This window comes from Mesorhizobium sp. P170090, from assembly GCF_057786115.1.
On sequence record NZ_JBYNWH010000001.1, the window covers coordinates 4,195,836 to 4,215,721 of the forward strand.

At 62.0% G+C, this 19,886-nt stretch carries 17 protein-coding genes; 5 read left to right on the forward strand and 12 right to left on the reverse strand.

Features of this window, described 5'->3' with window-relative positions; translation table 11 throughout:
* Positions 1–69: 69 nt before the first annotated feature.
* On the reverse strand, positions 70–459 hold the full coding sequence (gene sdhD / locus AC3EML_RS20305) for a succinate dehydrogenase, hydrophobic membrane anchor protein (protein ID WP_352462498.1): 390 nt from the start codon (positions 457–459) through the stop codon (positions 70–72).
* Between the two features lie 656 nt (positions 460–1,115).
* Between sdhD and cphA the strand changes: the two genes are divergently transcribed.
* The 3 genes from cphA to AC3EML_RS20320 are packed head-to-tail and all read left to right on the forward strand — an operon-like array spanning position 1,116 to position 5,613.
* Positions 1,116–3,893 (forward strand): cyanophycin synthetase, encoded by a 2,778-nt coding sequence (cphA, locus tag AC3EML_RS20310; RefSeq protein WP_352557210.1) that lies wholly within the window; start codon positions 1,116–1,118, stop codon positions 3,891–3,893.
* Positions 3,893–4,792, forward strand: coding sequence for an isoaspartyl peptidase/L-asparaginase family protein (locus tag AC3EML_RS20315; protein WP_023710469.1), 900 nt, complete (start codon positions 3,893–3,895; stop codon positions 4,790–4,792). Before cphA ends, AC3EML_RS20315 begins: the two co-directional genes overlap by 1 nt.
* Positions 4,789–5,613, forward strand: coding sequence for a cyanophycinase (locus tag AC3EML_RS20320; protein ID WP_023710470.1), 825 nt, complete (start codon positions 4,789–4,791; stop codon positions 5,611–5,613). The genes AC3EML_RS20315 and AC3EML_RS20320 overlap by 4 nt, the downstream gene beginning before the upstream one ends.
* Before the next feature lie 223 nt (positions 5,614–5,836).
* Here the strand turns inward: AC3EML_RS20320 and AC3EML_RS20325 are convergent, their stop codons facing one another.
* Positions 5,837–6,334: a hydrolase gene (locus AC3EML_RS20325; protein WP_023738740.1), complete on the reverse strand. Its 498-nt coding sequence runs from the start codon at positions 6,332–6,334 to the stop codon at positions 5,837–5,839.
* Between the two features lie 39 nt (positions 6,335–6,373).
* Positions 6,374–6,544, reverse strand: coding sequence for a hypothetical protein (locus AC3EML_RS20330; protein ID WP_023672674.1), 171 nt, complete (start codon positions 6,542–6,544; stop codon positions 6,374–6,376).
* 935 nt (positions 6,545–7,479) lie between these two features.
* Here AC3EML_RS20330 and AC3EML_RS20335 point away from each other — a divergent pair.
* Positions 7,480–8,304, forward strand: coding sequence for an SIR2 family NAD-dependent protein deacylase (locus AC3EML_RS20335; protein WP_488505302.1), 825 nt, complete (start codon positions 7,480–7,482; stop codon positions 8,302–8,304).
* 128 nt (positions 8,305–8,432) lie between these two features.
* On the opposite strand, the gene AC3EML_RS20340 is transcribed toward AC3EML_RS20335, so the two are convergent.
* From AC3EML_RS20340 to AC3EML_RS20350, 3 genes are all read right to left on the reverse strand, one after another.
* Positions 8,433–9,500: a M42 family metallopeptidase gene (locus tag AC3EML_RS20340; RefSeq protein WP_352520323.1), complete on the reverse strand. Its 1,068-nt coding sequence runs from the start codon at positions 9,498–9,500 to the stop codon at positions 8,433–8,435.
* Between the two features lie 47 nt (positions 9,501–9,547).
* On the reverse strand, positions 9,548–9,976 hold the full coding sequence (locus tag AC3EML_RS20345; protein WP_352520324.1) for a GFA family protein: 429 nt from the start codon (positions 9,974–9,976) through the stop codon (positions 9,548–9,550).
* Between the two features lie 68 nt (positions 9,977–10,044).
* Complete coding sequence (locus AC3EML_RS20350) at positions 10,045–10,656, reverse strand: ATP-dependent Clp protease proteolytic subunit (RefSeq protein ID WP_023672669.1); 612 nt, start codon at positions 10,654–10,656, stop codon at positions 10,045–10,047.
* A 444-nt stretch (positions 10,657–11,100) separates the two neighbouring features.
* On the opposite strand from AC3EML_RS20350, the gene AC3EML_RS20355 reads away from it, so the two are divergent.
* On the forward strand, positions 11,101–12,501 hold the full coding sequence (locus AC3EML_RS20355) for a Do family serine endopeptidase (protein WP_352520325.1): 1,401 nt from the start codon (positions 11,101–11,103) through the stop codon (positions 12,499–12,501).
* A 177-nt stretch (positions 12,502–12,678) separates the two neighbouring features.
* On the opposite strand, the gene AC3EML_RS20360 is transcribed toward AC3EML_RS20355, so the two are convergent.
* The 6 genes from AC3EML_RS20360 to AC3EML_RS20385 all read right to left on the reverse strand — a co-directional run bounded on the left by AC3EML_RS20360 (position 12,679) and on the right by AC3EML_RS20385 (position 19,703).
* Positions 12,679–13,644 (reverse strand): ABC transporter permease, encoded by a 966-nt coding sequence (locus AC3EML_RS20360; protein WP_352497368.1) that lies wholly within the window; start codon positions 13,642–13,644, stop codon positions 12,679–12,681.
* A gap of 3 nt (positions 13,645–13,647) precedes the next feature.
* The gene (locus AC3EML_RS20365) at positions 13,648–14,652 is read right to left on the reverse strand and encodes an ABC transporter permease (protein WP_488505303.1); all 1,005 of its coding nucleotides are present in this window, start codon (positions 14,650–14,652) and stop codon (positions 13,648–13,650) included.
* Entirely contained in the window at positions 14,649–16,193 is a 1,545-nt protein-coding gene (locus tag AC3EML_RS20370) for a sugar ABC transporter ATP-binding protein (RefSeq protein WP_023693473.1), read from the reverse strand. The genes AC3EML_RS20365 and AC3EML_RS20370 overlap by 4 nt, the downstream gene beginning before the upstream one ends.
* A gap of 60 nt (positions 16,194–16,253) precedes the next feature.
* Positions 16,254–17,234: an ABC transporter substrate-binding protein gene (locus tag AC3EML_RS20375; RefSeq protein WP_352520326.1), complete on the reverse strand. Its 981-nt coding sequence runs from the start codon at positions 17,232–17,234 to the stop codon at positions 16,254–16,256.
* A 103-nt stretch (positions 17,235–17,337) separates the two neighbouring features.
* Positions 17,338–18,957 (reverse strand): GMC family oxidoreductase, encoded by a 1,620-nt coding sequence (locus AC3EML_RS20380; RefSeq protein WP_352520327.1) that lies wholly within the window; start codon positions 18,955–18,957, stop codon positions 17,338–17,340.
* Positions 18,954–19,703, reverse strand: a complete 750-nt coding sequence (locus AC3EML_RS20385) for an FCD domain-containing protein (protein WP_023682469.1) — start codon at positions 19,701–19,703, stop codon at positions 18,954–18,956. The genes AC3EML_RS20380 and AC3EML_RS20385 overlap by 4 nt, the downstream gene beginning before the upstream one ends.
* Positions 19,704–19,886: the final 183 nt, after the last annotated feature.

A 19,886-nucleotide genomic window follows, 5' to 3' on the forward strand; every position in this document is an offset into this window, starting at 1 on the left:
CCGGTTCTCCGCTGAGGCGAACTTCAGCCTGCCGGTGGCAGACGCTGGCTGCAGCTGAGAACCGGATCGCTATCTGAAGCTGATTGACAGCACAGCGAACAAGCTTGCGAGCGCGACTGCCCAGCAGAATAACCAATTGGCGATCAGAAGAAGCGATTTGAGCACGGTGGCATGGCAGTAATCTTCGATGATCGATTGCATTCCAAGCCGCATGTGAACGCAGCTTACGAGAATGAAGCCAATAAGGGCTGGCGCGACATAGATCGATCCTACGACGCTGAGGACGGCGTCTCGAGGCTCACCGACCAGCATTATAACGACCGCGACGATGTAAATGACAAGGATCAACAGGGCAGCAGATGTCAGCCGCTCCAGCATGAACGTTTCGGTTCCGTGTTTCGCCGATCCAAGGCCCCGCACTCGAGCTAGCGGAGTTCTGATTGAGGGTCTGTCAGCCATGGCGTTTCCCCAAAATTACTTGGTTGCCTTGCGCGCAACTCAAGCGGTTGCTGTTTCGATGCCCGGGCTGCCGGTGCCGACGGATAGTGGGCAAGCACGGTCTCCAGTCGAGCAAGGCGGGCTTTGTGGGCGTTCAGTTCGTATCCTGAACGCCATCCAATTTGCCTGGGTCTGCCATCTCTGCATAGCTCGCTTTCAAGCAGCGAGATACGAAGGCGGACCGCGTCGATCTCCTTGACAAGCGCGGCCTTCACCGATTTTCGACTCTGCATGGCTGTAGTTCCGGTGCAAGGATGGTTCCAAACCTGACGCGTCTGGAAATGTTCCCGGGTGCCGAAAGCGTGCTGAAGATTAATGCCTCAGTGCTGGACCCGCACAATGGGTCGCCATGAGCAAAGCCGGGCACTAGCTCAACGGCCGCGATGTGCCCGGCGAATGTTTGTGAAAACGAGCGAATGCCTGGCCCGCCTCGTCCCGAGAGATAAGTAGCCCTCAGAACAGCGACCGCACGTGGCCGAGATGACCAGAGGGTGTTCTTGGGGCAACATATGTTAACGGCCACTTTTGTTTCTCTCTCCTGCAAAAATATTTGGGCTGAAAGGCCGGGAACTAACCGATCCTCCGGATGTTGCGGAGTTAGTCAGGAGAAACGGACTATGTCGGACAAAGAAATTCATCGGGGCGCCTCGCGTTTTCGCCCTATCCGCGTCGTGGACGCCCGCGTGTTTCGCGGGCCGCACCTCTATAGTATGACGCCAATGGTCCAGATTCGGATCGACCTCGGAGCCCTTGAGGCGTTCCCGACAGACAAACTGCCCGGGTTTTCCGAACAAATCGTCCGACTGTTGCCCGGCCTTGCGGGCCATGGCTGCAGCTATGGCGCCGCCGGCGGCTTCGTCCGCCGCATGCAGGAAGGAACCTGGCTCGGCCACGTCGTCGAGCATGTCGCCCTGGAACTGCAGAGCATGCTCGGTCACCGGGTAACACGAGGAAAGACACGGTCGGTCAAAGGTAGTCCCGGCACTTATAACGTCATGTTCGCCTACAAGGATGAGCTTGTCGGGCTGCTCGCCGGACGCGTCGCGCTCGAACTGGTGGACAGCCTGCTGCCGGCCAATCTGCATGGTGTCGAGGGGCTCGGCGACATTGCGGAAACGCAGGGGCCATTCGAGTTCGCAGCCAGGCTGCAGCAGCTCAAGCGTCTGGCCGCCGAGCGTGCCTTGGGGCCTACGACTGCTTCCTTGGTGCGCGAGGCCGAGAGGCGAGGCATACCCGCGGCGCGGATTGACGACAGCAGCCTCGTGCTGTTTGGTCACGGAAAGCATCAGAAGCGCATCCGCGCCAGTTGCAGCGACCTCACTTCCGAGATTGCGACCGAGATCGCCTCGGATAAGGACCTGACCAAATTCCTGCTGCAACAGGCCGGCCTGCCGGTGCCACGCGGGGAACTCGTGCGATCGGCGCAGGACGCGGTCGCGGCAGCAGCACGGCTGGGCTACCCCGTGGTCACCAAACCACTCGATGGCAATCATGGAAGCGGCGTCAACATCGGTCTGGCAACGGAAGACGAGGTCCGCTGGGGCTTCGAACAGGCGCGAGAACACAGCCGCAGCGTTATCGTCGAGCAGCATTTCGTCGGCTCGGACCACAGGATCCTGGTGATCGGTGGAAAGGTCGTGGCGCTTGCCGAGAGGGTTCCGGCCCATGTGGTCGGCGATGGCCGGAGTTCTGTCGCCGAGCTCGTCGAGGAGACGAACCGCGACCCGCGAAGGGGAGAGGGCCATTCCTCGGTATTGACCCGCATCGAGATCGACGAATGTGTCGAGCATTTCCTGTCAAAATCGCAGCTCACCCTGGCGAGCGTTCCAGCGCCGGGTCAAATGGTGCTCTTGCGGCCCACCGCCAATCTCTCCACCGGTGGGACCGCGATTGACCGAACGGAAGAAATCCATCCCGAAAACGCGCTGATCGCCAAGCGGGCGGCACAGATCGTCGGTCTCGACATTGCCGGGATCGACTTCGTCTGTCCCGACATCTCACGGCCGGTCAGCGAGACTGGCGGCGGCATCATAGAGGTGAATGCCGGTCCTGGTTTCCGCATGCATCTCGAACCCTCGTCGGGGCGCGCCCGCAACGTCGCACGGCCCGTGCTCGATCTTCTCTTCAAAGGCGGCAAGGACGGCCGGATTCCGATCTTCGCGATTACCGGCACCAACGGCAAGTCGACCACTGCCCGGATGCTGGCGCACATCCTGCAGGCGAATGGGGCAACGGTCGGGCTCACCTCGACCACCGGCGTCTACTTGAACGGCGAGCGGATCATGACAGGCGATTGCTCAGGCCCGCAGAGCGCCAGGATCGTGCTGCGCGAGCCGGGCGTCGATGTCGCGGTGCTGGAATGTGCGCGCGGTGGCATCCTGCGCGAAGGGCTTGCCTTCGATGCATGCGATGTTGGCGCGGTTCTGAACGTCCACGGCGACCATCTCGGGCTGAGGGGCATCGACACGATCGAGGACCTGGCGGAGGTGAAATCGGTCGTGGTCGAGTCCGTTCGCCGCGGTGGATGGAGCATTCTTAATGCCGACGACGTCCACACGTCCGCAATGTCGCGAGATGCCGGCGGCAGGATCTGCTACTTCTCGCTGGCGAGCAGGAGCGAGTGGCCCGGTTTCTTGCGCAACCACCTGGCGGAAGGCGGCCGCGCCGTGACGCGGGAGCCCAGCAGCGACGGCTGGGACATTTTCATCCACGAGGATGGGGAATCGATGTTCCTGATGAGCGTCGACGAAATTCCCGCGACCTTCGAGGGTTCGGCCGAATTCAACGTTGCCAACAGCCTGGCAGCCGTCGCCATGGCGCATTGCTACGACGTTCCGGCGGCAACGATCCGGGCGGCGCTGGCCGAGTTTGGCACCTCGTTCGAGCAATCTCCCGGTCGCCTCAACGTCTTCGACGGGCATGGTTTCCGCACGATCGTCGACTATGCGCACAATCCGGAAGGGCTGAAGGCGCTCGGAAAGCTCGTTTCCCACATGAGGCGCGGCTATCAGCGCACGATCGGCTTGGTCGCCATACCCGGTGACCGCCGCGATTGTGATATACGCGAGATGGGCGCGATCGCTTCGCGGATATTCGACGTCATCGTCTTCAAGGAGGATGAGCAGGAGCTGCGCGGCCGAGCCCCCGGAGCGATCGCCGGCTTGCTGCGGGAAGGTGCCTTGAACGCCGGCTGCGCCCCAGGCCGCATTCACGCCGTCTGTCCCGAGAAGGAGGCCGTCGACGTGTGTCTCAGGCTTGCACGGGAAAACGACCTTGTCGTGCTGACCGTCGACGACGTTGAAGCCGTGTGGCGGCAGGTAACCGGCTTCGGAGGCGCGACGCCTTCGAGGGGAGGGCCCGATCAGACCCATATTCGCCATCTGAGGGCTGGCTGATGTGGTCGCTGATCCTGCACGGCGGCGCCAAGGAGATCGATCCGCAAGAGGAGGAGGCGCATCGCAACGGATGCATCGAGGCGCTCGAGGCAGGTCGGGCCATCCTGGCCGGCGGCGGAACGGCGGTCGATGCCGTGGAAGCTGCCGGTCGCGTCCTCGAGGCCGACCCGACATTCAATGCGGGATATGGAAGTGCCCTCAATTCGGATGGCGAGGTCGAGATGTGCGCTGGCCTGATGGAGGGCAGGGACTTCAATGTAGGTGCCGTCGCAGTGATCAAGGGCGTGCGCCATCCAATCAGTGTCGCCAAGGCCATGCTGCATGAGGAGCCGATCCTGCTGGCGTCGGAGGGGGCCCGGCGTTTCGCCGCCGACAAGCAGCTGGAGCTTTGCGATCCGGCGGATTTGATCACGTCGCAGCAGCGCGACGCCTCCAGCAAGTCTGAGGCGAAGGATACGATCGGTGTGGTTGCCCTGGATCAATACGGGGACATCGCCGTCGGCACTTCGACCGGCGGACTGGACGGCAGTGCTCCCGGTCGTGTGGGGGATTCTCCGCAACCCGGCTGCGGCTATTATGCCGACAACCGGTTGGGAGCCGTCGCCTTCTCGGGAGACGGTGAGCATATCGCGCGAAAGGCTCTCGCGGCCCGTGTCATGCAGGCACTCTCGGCGCGGCAGGCATTGTCTTCGGGACAGGCTGAAGGCGGCCTGGAGCAGGTGCTGAATCCCGCGCTCAAGGAAGTCGAGGCGATCGGCGGCGAAGCCGGAGCCATCGTGCTTACCGCGACCGGCGTGTCTGGATGGGCGCATAACAGCAGGGAGTTCGCAGTCGCTTTCATGACCAGCGAGGACAACCACCCGCACGTTTTCCTGCGCAAGAAAGACGTGGGCAAATGACCGACAAGAAGAAAAAACGATCCTCGAACGGTAAAGCCGGAACGCTCGTCATCATCGGCGGCCACGAGGACCATGATGGCGATCGTGTCATCTTGAAGGAGGTAGCGAGCCTGGTTCCGAACGGCCGCCTGGTGCTTGCCACCATCGCGTCTCATGAGCCGGATGGCTATCTCGAGAAGTATCAGAGGTCCTTCGGTGAGCTGGGCATCAAGGATGTCATCGAGCTCTACGTCAACGACCGCCTCGAGGCAGCTCATGAAAAGAAAATAAGTGCGCTTGCAGACGTGAGCGCGGTGTTCTTCTCCGGCGGCGACCAGCTCCGCATCACCAGCCAGATCGGCGACACGCCCATCGACGAGCGGGTGCACGAAATCTATGAAGCCGGAGGCGTCATTGCCGGCACCTCCGCGGGCGCGTCGGTCATGAGCGACACAATGATGGTGAAGGGGCCGAACGCAGCGTCCTTTCGGATCGGCCACATACGCATGGCGCCGGGACTGGGCCTGCTGCCGAACGTCATTATCGACCAGCACTTTGCGGAACGTGGCCGCATTGGGCGGCTCATCGGGGCGGTGTCGCAGAACCCGCGCGTCCTCGGCATCGGCATTGATGAAGACACGGCGATCGTGGTGAAGGGCGAGATGTTCAAGGTCATCGGCAGCGGCGCTGTCTATCTGGTCGATGCAGCCGGCGTGACCCATTCCAACATCGCGGAAGGTGAGCCTGATGCCGCCCTTTCCATCCATGATCTGAGGGTTCACGTGCTGAGCTCAGGCGATGCGTTCGATCTCGCGCTGCGACGGCCGGTAGGGCTTCCGTAAGACTCCGCCACACTCAAGTTTATGGTGTGGCGCGGTCCGCGTACCGGCCCCTCGAGCAGTGCCGATCCACGCGCGAAAACCGCTATCCGTGAGGCTGTTCTCCCATTTGAAGCCGCCACCAGGATTGCCGCATTGTTGCGGACACAGCAGGATTACAGACGGCCTCTCGTCGGCTCCAATTCCGCAAAGCTGAAGACCTTCGCTCGCCCGGCGTTCTGCCGGGCTAACCCCGCCGGCGACTGGCCTGAATGGCAGCAAAGGTGACCGGACGAAATCCCCATGCGTCGACGCCGACATCATGCTGGCGCGTCATCGGCTTCAGACGGCCGTGCGAATGACCGTGCAGGTTTACCGATCTCTTGCCGATCTGGTTCCAGGTGCGAAAAGGATAGTGACACAGAACCAGCAAGCGGCCCTCGACAAGAAGCTCCATGTAGTGGTGCACGCTCGCCCAGGCCGGGTCGCCAATGGTGGCGGCGCTGTCATTGTTGCCAATAATCAGGTGCTTGGACCCGTTAAGAGACGACAGCAGTGAAGAGACGGTCTCGGCTGGACCCTTGGCGAAATCGCCGAGGTGCCAGACCTCGTCGTTCGGGCCAACCGTTTCGTTCCAAAACGCAACCAGCGCCTGGTCATGCTCGACCAACGAGGCGAAGGGACGCCGGTCGAGGCGCAGAATGCGCGGATCGTTGAAATGCGTATCGGAAGTGAAGAAGATCATGCGCCGCGGCCGGCTGCGATGCGCGATTGACGGTCGCCTCTAACTGCCGGAGCGCTCTTCGGCTTCATCATCGATCCCGATCGGGGCTTCCCTGAGCATCTTGAGTGCCTCTTCCTTCGTAAGGCCGCACTTGCGCGCGAAGTAGAGCGCCTCGATCGCCTTTTCGCGATCCGCCGTGGATTTTGCGTGCTGTTTGGGCTTTTTGCCCATCGTTCTCTGCCACCTTCCGAGGCCACCAAACCATCACAGTGCCACGTTGTTCCCGTGCATCGGCTGACCTGCCGGACTGCGCGAATGCCGATGTCGCCGGCATCCCGCGAGCCCCGGACAGCGCGTATATCAGCCGGCTCGCGACAACGGCGGAGCGACTCCAACCCCGACAGCGTGAATTCAAACGAAAGCCCGCGCCGTGGGAGGGGCCGGCGCGGGCGATCGGGCTACCGATCTTGCAGCGCGGGGGTCGACCGCTGCATGGCTCGAACTGTGCAAGCGAGCATTTGTTCCGGGCCGCATGCAAAGCATCGGCGTTTCATTGCAATTCTGGGGGACACAACCAGCATTTCGCTTCAGTCCGCCGCCGATGTGGGAGGATGAATACCGCCTTGCGCTAATTCGTCCGCCCTGGACACGAAACCAACCGCGCATTGAGCGCGTAGCTTCGGCGATTTAAAAACACCTGCACTGGAATATTTCCGGGCGCATGGAACATCTCCGGCCGCTGATGTTTAGGCCGGAATGACGATGATCTCTGTTCTTACAATGATTTACTCTCTCGCCATCTTTATCGGCGCGAAGCGGCGCAACCTCTTGGTGAATGCGAAACTCGATAGAGTTTTGCGCAATATGGCTGGCGCAGAACTGAATCAACGTGGCCAGTAAACCGCAACACCGCCGGTTCCAGTTCACAGCCAGTGTCCTCGCGGCCGCTACCTCGGTTCGGGTGGCAAGCGGCTCGGCAGGACTGCAAGGGCCGCCCCCTCTGGGCTGGCTGGTGCGTGGTCGATCCGATTTCGTCGATGAGGGCGGAGCACGATGCTCCCGCAGTGCGCCGTGCTGGCTCGAATTGCGGGGCCGCGTCCACGATCCGCTCACGGGGCACGCACCTTTAGGTCCGGCCCACGCGAGTGGCTTCGGAGGACCTATCCATGAACGATGATGATCCTATAAATTCGCTCGCCAATGCAATTCGTCATCGCAGCGCAATTTTGTTTGTGGGGGCGGGGGTATCGATCAGCGTCGGACTTCCGTCTTGGGAGAAGCTCATCGAGCGAATGGCAAAGGAGCTCGGCGTCGACGATGAATTTTCCACGCGACGCGATCGTTTTCAGACCTTGGCCGAATACTATCGGATCAAGCATGGCAGCATCGGACCACTTCGCAGTTGGATGGACAGAAACTGGTCTGTCGCCAAGGAACGGATCGAGAAATCGGAATTGCACCGTCTCATCGTGACGCTCGATTTTCCCGTCATCTATACGACGAACTATGACCGGAACCTGGAACTCGCTTTTGAAATCCACGGTCGAGAGTACGTGAAAGTGGCCAACGCACGGCACGTTGCGCAGGCCCGTCGAGGCATAACGCACATCGTGAAATTTCACGGCGACTTTGACGAGGACTTTTCCCTTGTCCTCACCGAAACCGACTATCTTGACCGCCTGTCCTTCAATTCTCCCCTTGATGTCCGCTTTCGCTCCGACGCTCTCGGCAGCACGATCCTGTTCATTGGCTATAGCCTCTCCGATCCAAACATCCGGCTGCTGTTGCACCGGCTTTGGCAAACCTGGCACCGGTCTGGATATGAGAAAGATCGTCCCCCTTCGTTCATCTTCATGCCCAGCCGCAACCCTGTGGAGGAGGCCGTGCTTGGGCGCTGGGGTATTTCGGTGCTCGTTGGCGCAGGTGATGATCCTGAAGCCGGTCTGACGGATTTCCTCAGGCGTTTGGTGGAAGCGGTCGCGGTGACCTGAGGCGCGCTCCCCAGTGGACCGTGGTTGGGTTTTCGCAGGTGCGCGGTGACCGACGAACCGGGCGGTGGCCGACAGGCGCCAGATCGGCGACTGTTGGAGCCACGACTTCCACAATCAATCCCGCCGCCTCATCTTGGCGTGAAGTCGATCTCCGGCGTCAATCGCCGGCAATATGCACAAACCAGGTCAATCGTCGTTTGCACATCATCCAGGCAAACAACTTCCGACGGGGTATGCATGTAACGCAAAGGCACGGAGAGCACCCCACTTGCGACGCCGCCTCGGTTCTGCTGCATGACACGCGCGTCGGTAGGGCTTGAGCTGCCCACCGCCTGAAGCTGATAAGGTAGGCCCTCTTTCTCGGCCACCGACTTCAGCAGATTGAACACCACCGGGTTGGTGTTCGCGCCTTGAGTGATTGCCGGCCCTTTCCCAAGGTCCAGTTTGCCCTGATCCTCGGCGCGAGCGCGCGGATAGTCCATTGCCACGCCCATATCGATTGCGAGGCCGGTTCGAGGTGCGATGTTGAACGCTGAGGTCATCGCGCCTCGGGAACCAATTTCCTCTTGAACCGTACCCAGGATATAGAGGCCCACGCCGGGGTGAACGCCTCCCTCCTCGGAGAGGCAGCGCAGGACCTCGGCGCCGATGAGGAGGCCAACCTTGTTGTCGAACGCTCGTCCGACAGCAAGGTTGCCCTGTAGCGCCGCAAACTCGCCGTTGATAGTGACCGCGCTGCCGACCTCTACGACCTTCAACGCTTCCTCTCGCGAACTCGCGCCGATATCGATCCATAGTTCCATCAGCGAGGGAGTTTGAGACGTGTCAGAGGCTTTGAACGTCTGGATTGCTTTGCGACCTACGACGCCCAGGATCGGCTCCTTGCCGTGCACCCAGACACGCTGGCCGATTTCAGTGGCAACGTCCGTTCCACCTATGGTGCTGAAGAAAAGAAAGCCGTCATCGTCGATGTAATGGACGATGAAGCCGACCTCATCCATGTGCCCGGCATACATGAAGCGCATAGACGCCTCAGGATTGATGATCGCCGTGACATTGCCCATGACGTCCGTCGTCAACCTGTGGGCATAGGGACGAACATACTCGCGGAAAAGCTCCGCTACGGGTTGCTCAAAGCCGCTCGGCGACGGGGTCGCCACAATCTCCTTCAAGAACTTGAGTGATTCATCGCGCATCAAGCTGACTTTCACGGTTCAAGGGGTGGAGGGCCATTCGAGCATGGTCATACTCGTCGGGCTTCGCGCCAATTTTGGCCTTCTTCGGTGCGATCGCCCGCGAATTGGTCAGCCCAAGGCAGGTTGTGGAGCCAGGCTTCGCGCCGGGGGGTCCAAAGCTCGTATGTCGGGAGAAGGTCGTTTGGCGCATCATCGAGAGTGCCGGTCATGATCTCGGCTTCGTCGTCGCGGAGATTCACCACGCGCGACCCGCATGCCGGGCAAAAACCTCTGCCGTTGAACGCTGCAAGCTCGCCCTTGCACTGGTAAGCCGACCGCGGCCACACGGCAAAGGCACTGTAGGTGCTGCCGCTGGTTCGCTTGCAATCCTGGCAATGACACAAGCCAACGCGCAACAGCGCGCCGGTAACAACATACCTCACAGACCCGCAAAGACAGCCGCCGGTCCGCTCTATCTTGTCAACCTCGTCGTTCATGGTCGCCGCCGACATGAGTGAGGCAAGCGTGTTTGACTCCGCTCTGCCGTTTGCATCGAGGCATCAAGTTAATGGGCAATGTCTTCAACAAGGCCTAGCTCCAAAGCTCTTGCTGCCATCAGGTAGCAGCTGTTCAGGGCATGGTCGCGCAGCTCTTCCAGCGATGTTCGAGAACCTTGGACGAGATCGGCGAACCCTTCATTCTCGAGTCGCTCTGCCGTTTCCAACAGCGCAAGTTGTTCGCGAACGATCTGAAGACAGCTTCGAATTGGTCCATTCAGAACCAAGTCTTTCTCAAGCCTTCTTTCATGAATCAGCAGGACTGCTTGCGGGCAAAGGAACCTGCAGGCTTTCGGGAAAGCGGCAAGGACCGTTACCCCGGCAGAGTAAACCGTATTCTTGCCAATGATGTAGCCGTTGCGGCCCGAGTGTTTCAGAAAAAGTTTGAACTCTAGAGCTAGACGTCGCGCGCCGTCGGCGTCGCCTCCGGGCGTGTCGATTTCAACGTAGAGATCGTCTTCCCCGGAACGCACGGCTTTCAAATCGTCCAAGGCTTTGGTGACGACAGTGTCATCAATCAAGCCGTGTATACGCAAGTTTGGATCGAACAAAAGCCGGTGAAGGTCTGGAGCGGGCGGCGGGGAGACGGTGTGTTCGGCTGACTGGGGCAACAGGTCCATATAGGCATCCTCATTATGGGGGCCGAACTTAGTTGGTACCCTTTTGTTCCCTTGAGGGAGTTCGAGCGGTGGTGATCACAGCCGCGTCTCTCGGCGGCTGTGGAGCTCCCTCTTTCATTGCAGATCCTTTTCGCACCAGGCCCGGTAGAGGCACCTCAGCCGCTAGGTTGGCTCCATGGGCATATCGGGCATTTGCCGGAGCTGACGCAGTCGCTTTGCTGATTTCTGCCACGTCCGGGACCAGTCCTGTGGACGGTTGAACTCGACGGCCTCAATGGTTCCCGGCTGCTGCCTTCCGGACCCTGCGGTCGGGCTATTTTTCCTGGCCGTGCCATTTTTCCGGGGGGCTGAAACAAACAGCTTTGTTGGCAGTTCTAGCGTCCGGAGCACCGGCTCCGCGCGGCGCGGCCGAGCGGCCGGGGCTGTCCGGCAGGAGGTCCAGCAATGTCTCACGATATGCAAAGACGATTTGCAACGCGCTTGATCGCGGTTGCGCTGATGCTCTCGGCCAGTGGCGTGGCGCCTGTCCTGGCCCAGGATACCCCGACCGACTTCACAGCGATCATCCAGCAGAAATTGCCGGCCGTGGTCGCGATCACGACCCGGGAGGTTGTCCAGGACCAGACGACGGCGGGCGACTTTACAAGTCCGTTCGACGGCCAGGGCCTCGGACCCGTTCAGCCGCAGGTGAGGGAGGCGCTTGGCTCCGGATTTGTGATCAGTGCCGACGGCTACATCGTCACCAACAACCATGTCGTTGCCGATGCGACAGAGATCCATGTCGTATTTTCCGACAAGGAAACGGCGCCGGCGCAATTGGTCGGCCGTGACCCCGCCACCGATATAGCGGTGCTGAAGGTCGACCCGCGGCCCAACATGACCACGACCAAATGGGGCGACTCGGATGCAATGCAGCCGGGCGCATGGACAATCGCGATCGGCAGTCCCTTCGGGCTCGGAGGGACTGTCACTGTCGGCGTCCTTTCGGCCCGCTCGCGAGACATTCAAGCCGGGCCGTACGACGATTTTCTCCAGACGGACGCGTCGATCAATCGAGGCAACTCGGGCGGTCCGCTGTTCAACGCACGTGGCGAGGTGATCGGCGTCAACACCGCCATCGTCTCACCGTCGGGCGGCAGCATCGGAATCGGGTTTGCGGTGCCATCGCGTACCGCCCAGAGCATCGCCGACCAGTTGATCCGAACCGGCCGGATCGAGCGCGGCTTCATCGGGGTCCGCCTGCAGGACATCACGCCGTCGCTGGCTGAGGCCCTCGGGATGAAGGATGACAAGGGCGCGCTGGTTGCTTCGGTTGAGCCCGGCAGCCCGGCGGAGAAAGCCGGCTTGAAGCCGGGTGACGTGATCACCCGGTTCAACGGCAAGGGCATTGAGGGTGTCCATGACCTCACGCTTGCGACGGCTAGCCAGAAGCCTGGCAGCAAGGCCACTCTGACACGGAGTAACGGCGGCAAGGACCAGGAGATCGCGCTTGTCATCGGTGAGCGCAAGGATGCGGAGGTGAAGACCGGCGCTGTTCCCGACAAGAAGTCGGCGGCCGACGGCCTCGGCCTATCCCTCAGCCCGATTCCGGATCAGGCGCGTCAGCAGCTAGGCATCAAATCAGGAACAACCGGCGTCTTCGTCGTGGAAGTGGTTCCCGATGGCCTTGCCGCCCGGAGCGGATTGCAGCCCGGCGATGTCATCATATCGGCCAACAATCGCCGCGTGACGGAGCCTTCGGATATCGTCGAGGAATGGGCGAACTCTCGCCGGCAGAGCAAGCCCATCCTGTTTCGGCTGGAAAGGCAGGGGCAGTCCGTGTTCGTGGCGGTCGCCGGGAAATGACCAGGACGGCCATGTGACTGCACCAGGATCCGCTTGCGGATCCCGCTCCAAGGGTGTCGGACCCCAGGTGCACCGGGGAAGCATCGCCGCAGAAAGTCTGCGGGATGCGCTCATCGGCCGGGTGCGCAACGCGCACTGATTCTGCAGCGCCATCGTGCTCGAAGGCGCTCGCCATCCTCAGGCAGTTTCGCGCCTTGCCGTAAGCCGTGCCTGGAGAAGGACGACGACGAGCAAAAACAGCCCGCGGATCACCGACTGCCAGTAGGCTGACAGCGAAATCCAACCCATGCCGTTTTCGAAGTTCAGGACGTTGAAAAGGATCCCGAGCAACAGCACGCCGGCCAGCGTGGTCAACACCGAGCCCGAGCCGCCGGTCAGCAGCGTCCCGCCCACGACCACGGCTGCGATGGCAAACAGCTCCCAGCCGACGCCCTCGATCGGCTGGCCTGCGCCGAACTGAGAAGCGAGGACGACGCCGGCGAGCCCGGCCAGGCACCCGCTTGCGACATAGACGAGAAATTTGACGCGGTCAGTGCGCAGCCCCATCAGCCGCGAGGCATCCTCGCCACCGCCGATGGCCAGCACCGTCCGTCCCGTGCTGGTGTAGTTCAGGACCACTGAGCCGACGGCATAGGCAACCAGGGCGATGACTGCCGGAATCGGGAAAATCCAGAAATTCCCTTGGCCGATGGCGGTGAAACCCGAATCATAAGACACCGAAACGGTCTGGTTGCCGGCCAGAAGCAGCGCCGAGCCGCTTGCGGCCAGCATGGTGGCAAGCGTGGCGATGAATGGCATCAGGTTTCCGCGCGTAACCAGGAGCGCGTTGATCAGCCCGGCTGCCAGGCCGGCGCCAACGCCCGCTGCAAGGCCTGCCGCGATGCCGTGCGGGCTCGCCAGGGCGGAAGCGACGCTGCCCAAGGCGGCGACGGAGCCGACGGACAGGTCTATGCCGCCGGTCATGATCACGAAGCACATGCCGAGCGCGACGAGCGCGAACATCGAGTTGTAGCGCAGAACGCTCATCACGTTGAAGAGGCCGAGGAAGCGGTCGTAGCGCAGGAATCCGAACAGGACGAGGGCTGCAAGCGCGATGACGACACCGTAAGTGCCGATGATGCGAACCAGTCTGGCGCTGTTCATGGATTACACCCGGTGTTGCTGCTGCAGCCAGACGGCGAATGCGATGATGCCGGCCTTGACGACGAGCGCAGCGGCGTCGGGCACGCCATTGGCGAGCAGCGTGTAGCGCACCAACTGGATGGTCAGTGCGCCCAGCAGGGTGCCGATGATTGTGGCCTTTCCGCCACTCAACAGCGTGCCGCCCACCGCGACCGCCGCGATGGCGTCGAGTTCCATGCCCAGCCCCACGAGATTGGCGTCGCTGGAGGAGTTGATCGCAATGACGACGAGACCGGCCAGCCCCGCGCACAGGCCGCTGATCGCATAGACAGCGAGCTTGATCCTCGATACGGCGATGCCGGCGAGTTCAGAGGCCTTTTCATTGCCGCCGACCGCCAGGATGCTTCGCCCGAACACCGTGCGGTGAAGGGCCCAAGCGGCCGCCGCAACCAGCACGGCCATGATGATGACCTGCGCGGGAATGCCGAGCGGGCGGGCAAGTCCGATCCACTGGAATTGCGGCACGCGGAAGGTCTGCAGATTGCCGTTGGTCATGACCTGCGCGATCCCGCGCCCGGCGATGAACAGCACGAGCGTTGCGACGATCGGTTGGATGCGGAAACGCGAGACCAACCAGCCGTTGAACAGCCCGAACAGGCCGGCGACGAGGATCGAGGCAATCATCGCGACGGCTACCGCCAGATAGATGTTTCCGACCGGGAAGATCGTGCCCATGAAGATCATCGGCGCCAATGCGCCGGAGATCGCCATCAGCGAACCAACCGACAGGTCGATGCCGCCGGTGGCGATCACCAGGGTCATCCCCACCGCGACGATCACAATTGTGCAGACCTGGGTTAGGTTGACGTTGAGTGTCTGCAGCGTCGCGAAATTGCGCGTATAGGCAAGGTTGAAGACCACCAGCAGCACAAGCGCGATCACCGTGCCGTAGCGCGCCAGGAAACCGAACACATCAAAGTGGCGGTTTCCAGCGTCGTTGGCTGCGGATGGTGTGGCCAGATCGCTCACGCTGCCTCCTTCGCCGCGCCGCCATGCGCCATCGCCGCGAGCACGTCCTCCTCGTCGGCTGCCTGGCCTTCCAGTTCGGCCACCCTCACTCCTTCGCGCAGCACGAATATGCGGTCGGCTCCTTCCATCACTTCCTCGAGTTCCGAGGAGATCATCAGCACGCCGAGCCCGTCATCGGCAAGCTTGCGGATGAGGCGCTGGATCTCGGCCTTGGCCCCGACATCGATGCCGCGCGTCGGCTCATCGAGAATGAGCAGCTTCGGGTTCATTGCCAGCCAGCGGGCAAGCAGCACCTTTTGCTGGTTGCCGCCCGACAACTCGCGGACCTTCTGGTTAGGCCCCGAGCATTTGATGTCGAGTTCACGAATGAAGCGCTCGACGATCTCCTTCTGCCGGGCCTCGTTCAGGATGCCATTGCGGCTGATTTTCGGCAGCAGTGCCAGTGTTATGTTCTCCGCGACGGTCATTTCCGGTACGATGCCCTCGGCCTTGCGGTCCTCGGTGCAGAAGCCCATCCCTGCGGCGATGGCATCGGCGGCACGTGCGGGATGGTAGGACGCGCCCTCCATCGTCATCTCGCCTGCGCTCCGGCGGTCGGCGCCGAATACGAGGCGGGCTGTTTCGGTGCGGCCGGCGCCGAGCAAGCCGGCAAAGCCGGCGATCTCGCCGCGGCGCAGGTCGAAGCTCACGTCACGGACCAACTGGCCGGCTGCCAGCCTTTGCGCGGTAAACAGCACATCACCGATCCTCGACCGATCGCGTTCGCCGAACGCGGTCGCGTGGCCTTCGACGGCTGCGACGTCGCGGCCGAGCATGGCCGCGACCAGCTCCAGCTTGCCGATGTCGCTCATCGCCGCGCTTCGCACCGTGCGGCCGTCACGCATGATCGTGACCCGGTCGCAGACCTCGTACAACTCGTCGAGCTTGTGGCTGACGAACAGAACGGAGACGCCGTCGGCCTTGAGCTGACGGATAACGCTGAACAAGACCGAGACTTCACGCTCGTCCAGCGAGGAGGTCGGCTCATCCATGATCACGAGGCGGGCGGAAAAGCCGATGGCGCGGGCGATCGCCACCATCTGCTGCGTGGCGGTGTTGAAATCGCTGAGCGGGCGGCGCACGTCGATGCCGATCGAGAAGCGGCTGAGCAGGCGCTCGGCTTCCGCATGCATCGCGCTCCAGTCGAGCAGGCCGCGGCGGCGCTTCTCGCGTCCAAGGCAGATGTTCTCGGTCACCGAGCGCAGCGGTACGAGATTGATCTCCTGGTAGATGGTGCTGATGCCGCTGACCTGCGCCTGATGCGGAGACCCAACTTCGAACGGCTTCCGTTCGAACAGCACCTGCCCCGCATCCCGGCGGTAATAGCCGGTGAGCACCTTGATAAGTGTCGATTTGCCCGCACCGTTCTGGCCGATGAGTGCGTGGATCTCGCCCGGAAGAACCTGGAGCGAGGCATCGGCCAGGGCAGGGATGCCGGCAAAACGCTTCTGGATGTCACGCATGTCCAGGAGCAGCGCGGCTTGGTCCGGCTGAGCGGTCATCGTCAAACTCCCAAACCCTACCCGCCGAAGCGGGTAGGGCAACTGGAAAGAAAGTGGATATCAGAACGCAATATCGAAGTCTTTCTTCGCGTTCGTGGCGTCGAAGAAGGCATCCTCGTTCTTGATGAACGGCGGGATCTTCTTGCCGGCCGCATAGTCGGCCATCGTAGCGAAGGCCTTCGGCCCGAACAGCGGGCTGCAAGCGCAGATAGCGCCGATCTTGCCGTCAATGATCGCCTGGACGCCTTCCTTCTCGCCGTCGATCGACAAGATCAGCACATCCTTGCCCGGGGTCTTGCCGGCTGCTTCCAAAGCGGCGATGGCGCCCAGCGCCATCTCATCATTGTGCGCGTAGATGATATCCGCATCAGGGTGCGCCTGAAGCAGCGTCTCGGCGACCTGCCGGCCCTTGTCACGAGCGAAGTCGCCGGACTGCGATGCCAGGATGGTGAACTGCGAGTGCTTGGCGATGAAATCGTCGAAGCCTTTCTTGCGGTCGGTAGCGGCCGAGGCTCCGGTCGTGCCTTCCAGCTCGATGATTTTCGACTTGCCATTGGCGTTCTTGACCAGCCATTCGCCGACGCGGGTCGCCTCCTCGATGAAATCCGAACCGATGAAGCAGACATAATCCTCGCCCGGCTTGGCCATGGTGTGATCAACGTCGCGGTCGACCAGAAACACCGGTATGCCGGCATCGCGCGCGGCAAGAATGACCGGCACCAGGGGCTTGTCTTCGCGGGGCGGCAGGAAGATTGCGTCGACGCCCTGCGCGATCATCGAGTTCACGTCGGAGGCCTGCTTGGCCGACGAACCGGCGGCATCCGTGTAGACCAGCTGATGGCCAAGCTTGGCGGCTTCGTCCTGCATGCTCTTGGTCTCGGCAAGACGCCACGGATTGTTGCTTTCCGTCTGGGCGAAACCGACCTTGTACTTGTCCTTCTTGGCGAGCGGCGGGAGCGCCGCGAAGGCGCGTGAGCCGAGTGTCAGCGCGACCGCGCCGGCGGCGGAGCCAACCAGTAGGTTTCGACGGGTAATGATCATGCTCTTTCCTCCTTTATTGTCGCTTTCAGCGACTGTGTAATTTCCTCACGGTATCGGCCCAGACGGCTTCGGCGATGACGCCGTCGGCAAGCTGGGTCAGGCGCTATGCCGCCTCCAAAATAAAGTCGGCGCAGCGGTCGCCCAGCATCATGGCGGGCGCCGCCGTATTGCCGGCATTGATGTTGGGGCAGGCCGACATGTCGGCAACCCGCAGATTGTCTATTCCGCGCACGCGCAGCGCCGCGTCCAGCACCGCCATCCGGTCGCTGTCCGAGCCCATCCGGCATGTCCCGGCCGGATGGTAGTTGGTCTTCACGAAGCGCTTGCAATGCTTTGTCATGGCTTCGTCGCTGAGATCATCCTGGCTTGGCACGGCAATGGCCTTGACCCGATCGGCGAGCGGCTTGGTCTGAAAAGCCTGCAGGAAATAACGCTGGCCGCAGATCATTTCCCTCATGTCGTCGGGATGTTTAAGGAGGTTCGGCGAAACGATCGGCATGTCCTTCGGATCCGCCGAACGCAGCCTTACGAAACCGCGCGACTTTGGCTTCACCACCACTGTCGTCACGGTAAGCCCATAGGTGTTCTCGACCAAGGTCAGGATATCGCGGTCCAGATAGACGTGCGGCACGCAGAAGGCCTGGATCGTCGGTTCGCCCTCGGGATCGGCCGGATTGACGAAGGCTCCGGCCTCCACCCCCGCTGACAGGATCGTGCCGGTGCCGAAGAGCTTGAAATGCAGGCCGTTCCTGATCATCCTCCAGCCTTGGCCCTGCCTGAAATAGCCGTATGGGCCGTTTGCGGTGGCGATGATCGGCACCTCCGGATGGTCGATCAGGTTTTCGCCGACCCCGGGCAGGTCGGCGACGCAGGAAATGCCGTGCCCGGCAAGCGCCTCGGCGGGGCCGATGCCGGACAGCATGAGCAGTTTCGGCGAGACGAGGGCACCGGACGAGACGATCACGTCGGCATCCGCATGGACGGTATGCTCGGCGCCCGACGCATCCGAGTAGACGACGCCGGTGACCCGACCTTTTTCGATCAGCAGCCGGCTGACTGTGCAATTGAGTTTCAGCGTCAGCTTGGGATCATTCGTCAGCGGCTCGATGAAGGCATAGGCGGCGCTGCTTCGCTTTCCCCGCCGGTTCATGAACTGGTAGAAGCCGACCCCGCGCTGCGACGGTCCGTTGAAGTCATGGTTGTACGGCAATCCAAGGCCTTGGACGGCCTGGACGAACCAACGGGAAACATCATCGATGTGGCCTGGATCCGAGACCAGCAGCGGACCTTCGCTTCCATGCAGTTCGCCGCCGAGGCGGTTGTTTCCCTCCATGCCGGTGAAATGCGGCAGCACCGCCTGCCAGTTCCAGCGCACGCCGGCATTGTTGCCGCGCAGCAGTTCGTCCCACTCCTCATAGTCGGCCGAGCGGCCTCGCATGTAGACCTGGGCGTTGACCGAGGTGCCGCCGCCCAGCACGTTGCCTTGCGAGATTTCATGGACGCGGCCGTCGAGATGGGCCTGCGGCTCGGTGCGGTGATAGCGCATGAATTTCGAGCCGTTGATCATCTTGAAGATGCCGGGCGGCATGTCGAGCAAGGGGTGATGATGGGAATGGCCGGCCTCCAGCAGCAGGGTTCGCCGTCCCGCTTTGACAAGCCTTGCCGCCGCGACGCAGCCGGCTGCTCCGCCGCCCACCACGATATGGTCGTAGGACTGCGTCATGCTTCCGGCGCCTCACGGCTTTCGAATGTACCGCGGACATACTCCCAGGCCGCCGAGAGGTGGTTGAGCAGCGCCCGCTCGGCGCCGTCAGGATCTCGCTCAATGATGGCCGTGCAGATTTCACGATGGCTGAGGAAATTCACGCGGTTGCGCTCAGGCGACCGCGGCATGCGCATCCAATGCGGCGACAGCCAGGCGGTAAATGCCTTGTGCACGACAGGCAGCACCGGGTTGCGCGCGATGTCATAGAGCGCTGCGTGGAACGCCACGTCCGTCGCATAGAATTTCTCAGAATCCGGGATGGCCGCCTCGTTCATCGCCAGCGCCGCCCTCAGGGCTGTGACGTCATCCTTGCGGGCATGGATGGCGGCGTTGCGCGCCAGCGACGCCTCGAGGAAGACGCGCATGTCGTAGAGGTTCTTCACGCCCGCCTGGTCGCTCAGCAGATGTCCTACAATGCCGTCGAGGGCGCCGAGCGCGGCATCCAGGCCAGGCCGGCGCGCCACGGGCCGGAACCGCGGACGCGCTTCCACCAGGCCGCGGCTGGCCAGGCGCGCAATCGCCTCACGCACAACGCCCCGGCCCACACCATACTCGATCATCAGTTCGCGCTCGGCCGGCAGGTAGCTGCCGTCGCCAAGCCTTCCGGACGTGATGTCGGCCTCTATGCCGGCCACCATCGCGTCGGCCGCGCGGGCGGCGAGAATAGCCGCGGGCATCTCAGGACGCTCTTCCGTATCCAGCAAGCCTTTTCCTCCCAGATGGTCCTGTTATTAGAAGGTAAATCGGACCAAAGCACAAGCGGATTGATGCTTTTGTAGGACCAAAAATGACGGATTGGCTTCAGAACCGCTGAAAGATCAGCCACATTGTTGCCAGTCAGCGCTGCCGGTGCAATTATGGTCCGATGAAAAAACGTGAATGGAGCG

What these genes read in the sequence shown, in the direction of transcription:
- sdhD (WP_352462498.1), bottom strand. Translation starts at nt 459, where the DNA reads ATGGCTGACAGACCCTCAATCAGAACTCCGCTAGCTCGAGTGCGGGGC.
- cphA (WP_352557210.1), top strand. Translation starts at nt 1,116, where the DNA reads ATGTCGGACAAAGAAATTCATCGGGGCGCCTCGCGTTTTCGCCCTATC.
- AC3EML_RS20315 (WP_023710469.1), top strand. Translation starts at nt 3,893, where the DNA reads ATGTGGTCGCTGATCCTGCACGGCGGCGCCAAGGAGATCGATCCGCAA.
- AC3EML_RS20320 (WP_023710470.1), top strand. Translation starts at nt 4,789, where the DNA reads ATGACCGACAAGAAGAAAAAACGATCCTCGAACGGTAAAGCCGGAACG.
- AC3EML_RS20325 (WP_023738740.1), bottom strand. Translation starts at nt 6,334, where the DNA reads ATGATCTTCTTCACTTCCGATACGCATTTCAACGATCCGCGCATTCTG.
- AC3EML_RS20330 (WP_023672674.1), bottom strand. Translation starts at nt 6,544, where the DNA reads ATGGGCAAAAAGCCCAAACAGCACGCAAAATCCACGGCGGATCGCGAA.
- AC3EML_RS20335 (WP_488505302.1), top strand. Translation starts at nt 7,480, where the DNA reads ATGAACGATGATGATCCTATAAATTCGCTCGCCAATGCAATTCGTCAT.
- AC3EML_RS20340 (WP_352520323.1), bottom strand. Translation starts at nt 9,500, where the DNA reads ATGCGCGATGAATCACTCAAGTTCTTGAAGGAGATTGTGGCGACCCCG.
- AC3EML_RS20345 (WP_352520324.1), bottom strand. Translation starts at nt 9,976, where the DNA reads ATGAACGACGAGGTTGACAAGATAGAGCGGACCGGCGGCTGTCTTTGC.
- AC3EML_RS20350 (WP_023672669.1), bottom strand. Translation starts at nt 10,656, where the DNA reads ATGGACCTGTTGCCCCAGTCAGCCGAACACACCGTCTCCCCGCCGCCC.
- AC3EML_RS20355 (WP_352520325.1), top strand. Translation starts at nt 11,101, where the DNA reads ATGTCTCACGATATGCAAAGACGATTTGCAACGCGCTTGATCGCGGTT.
- AC3EML_RS20360 (WP_352497368.1), bottom strand. Translation starts at nt 13,644, where the DNA reads ATGAACAGCGCCAGACTGGTTCGCATCATCGGCACTTACGGTGTCGTC.
- AC3EML_RS20370 (WP_023693473.1), bottom strand. Translation starts at nt 16,193, where the DNA reads ATGACCGCTCAGCCGGACCAAGCCGCGCTGCTCCTGGACATGCGTGAC.
- AC3EML_RS20375 (WP_352520326.1), bottom strand. Translation starts at nt 17,234, where the DNA reads ATGATCATTACCCGTCGAAACCTACTGGTTGGCTCCGCCGCCGGCGCG.
- AC3EML_RS20380 (WP_352520327.1), bottom strand. Translation starts at nt 18,957, where the DNA reads ATGACGCAGTCCTACGACCATATCGTGGTGGGCGGCGGAGCAGCCGGC.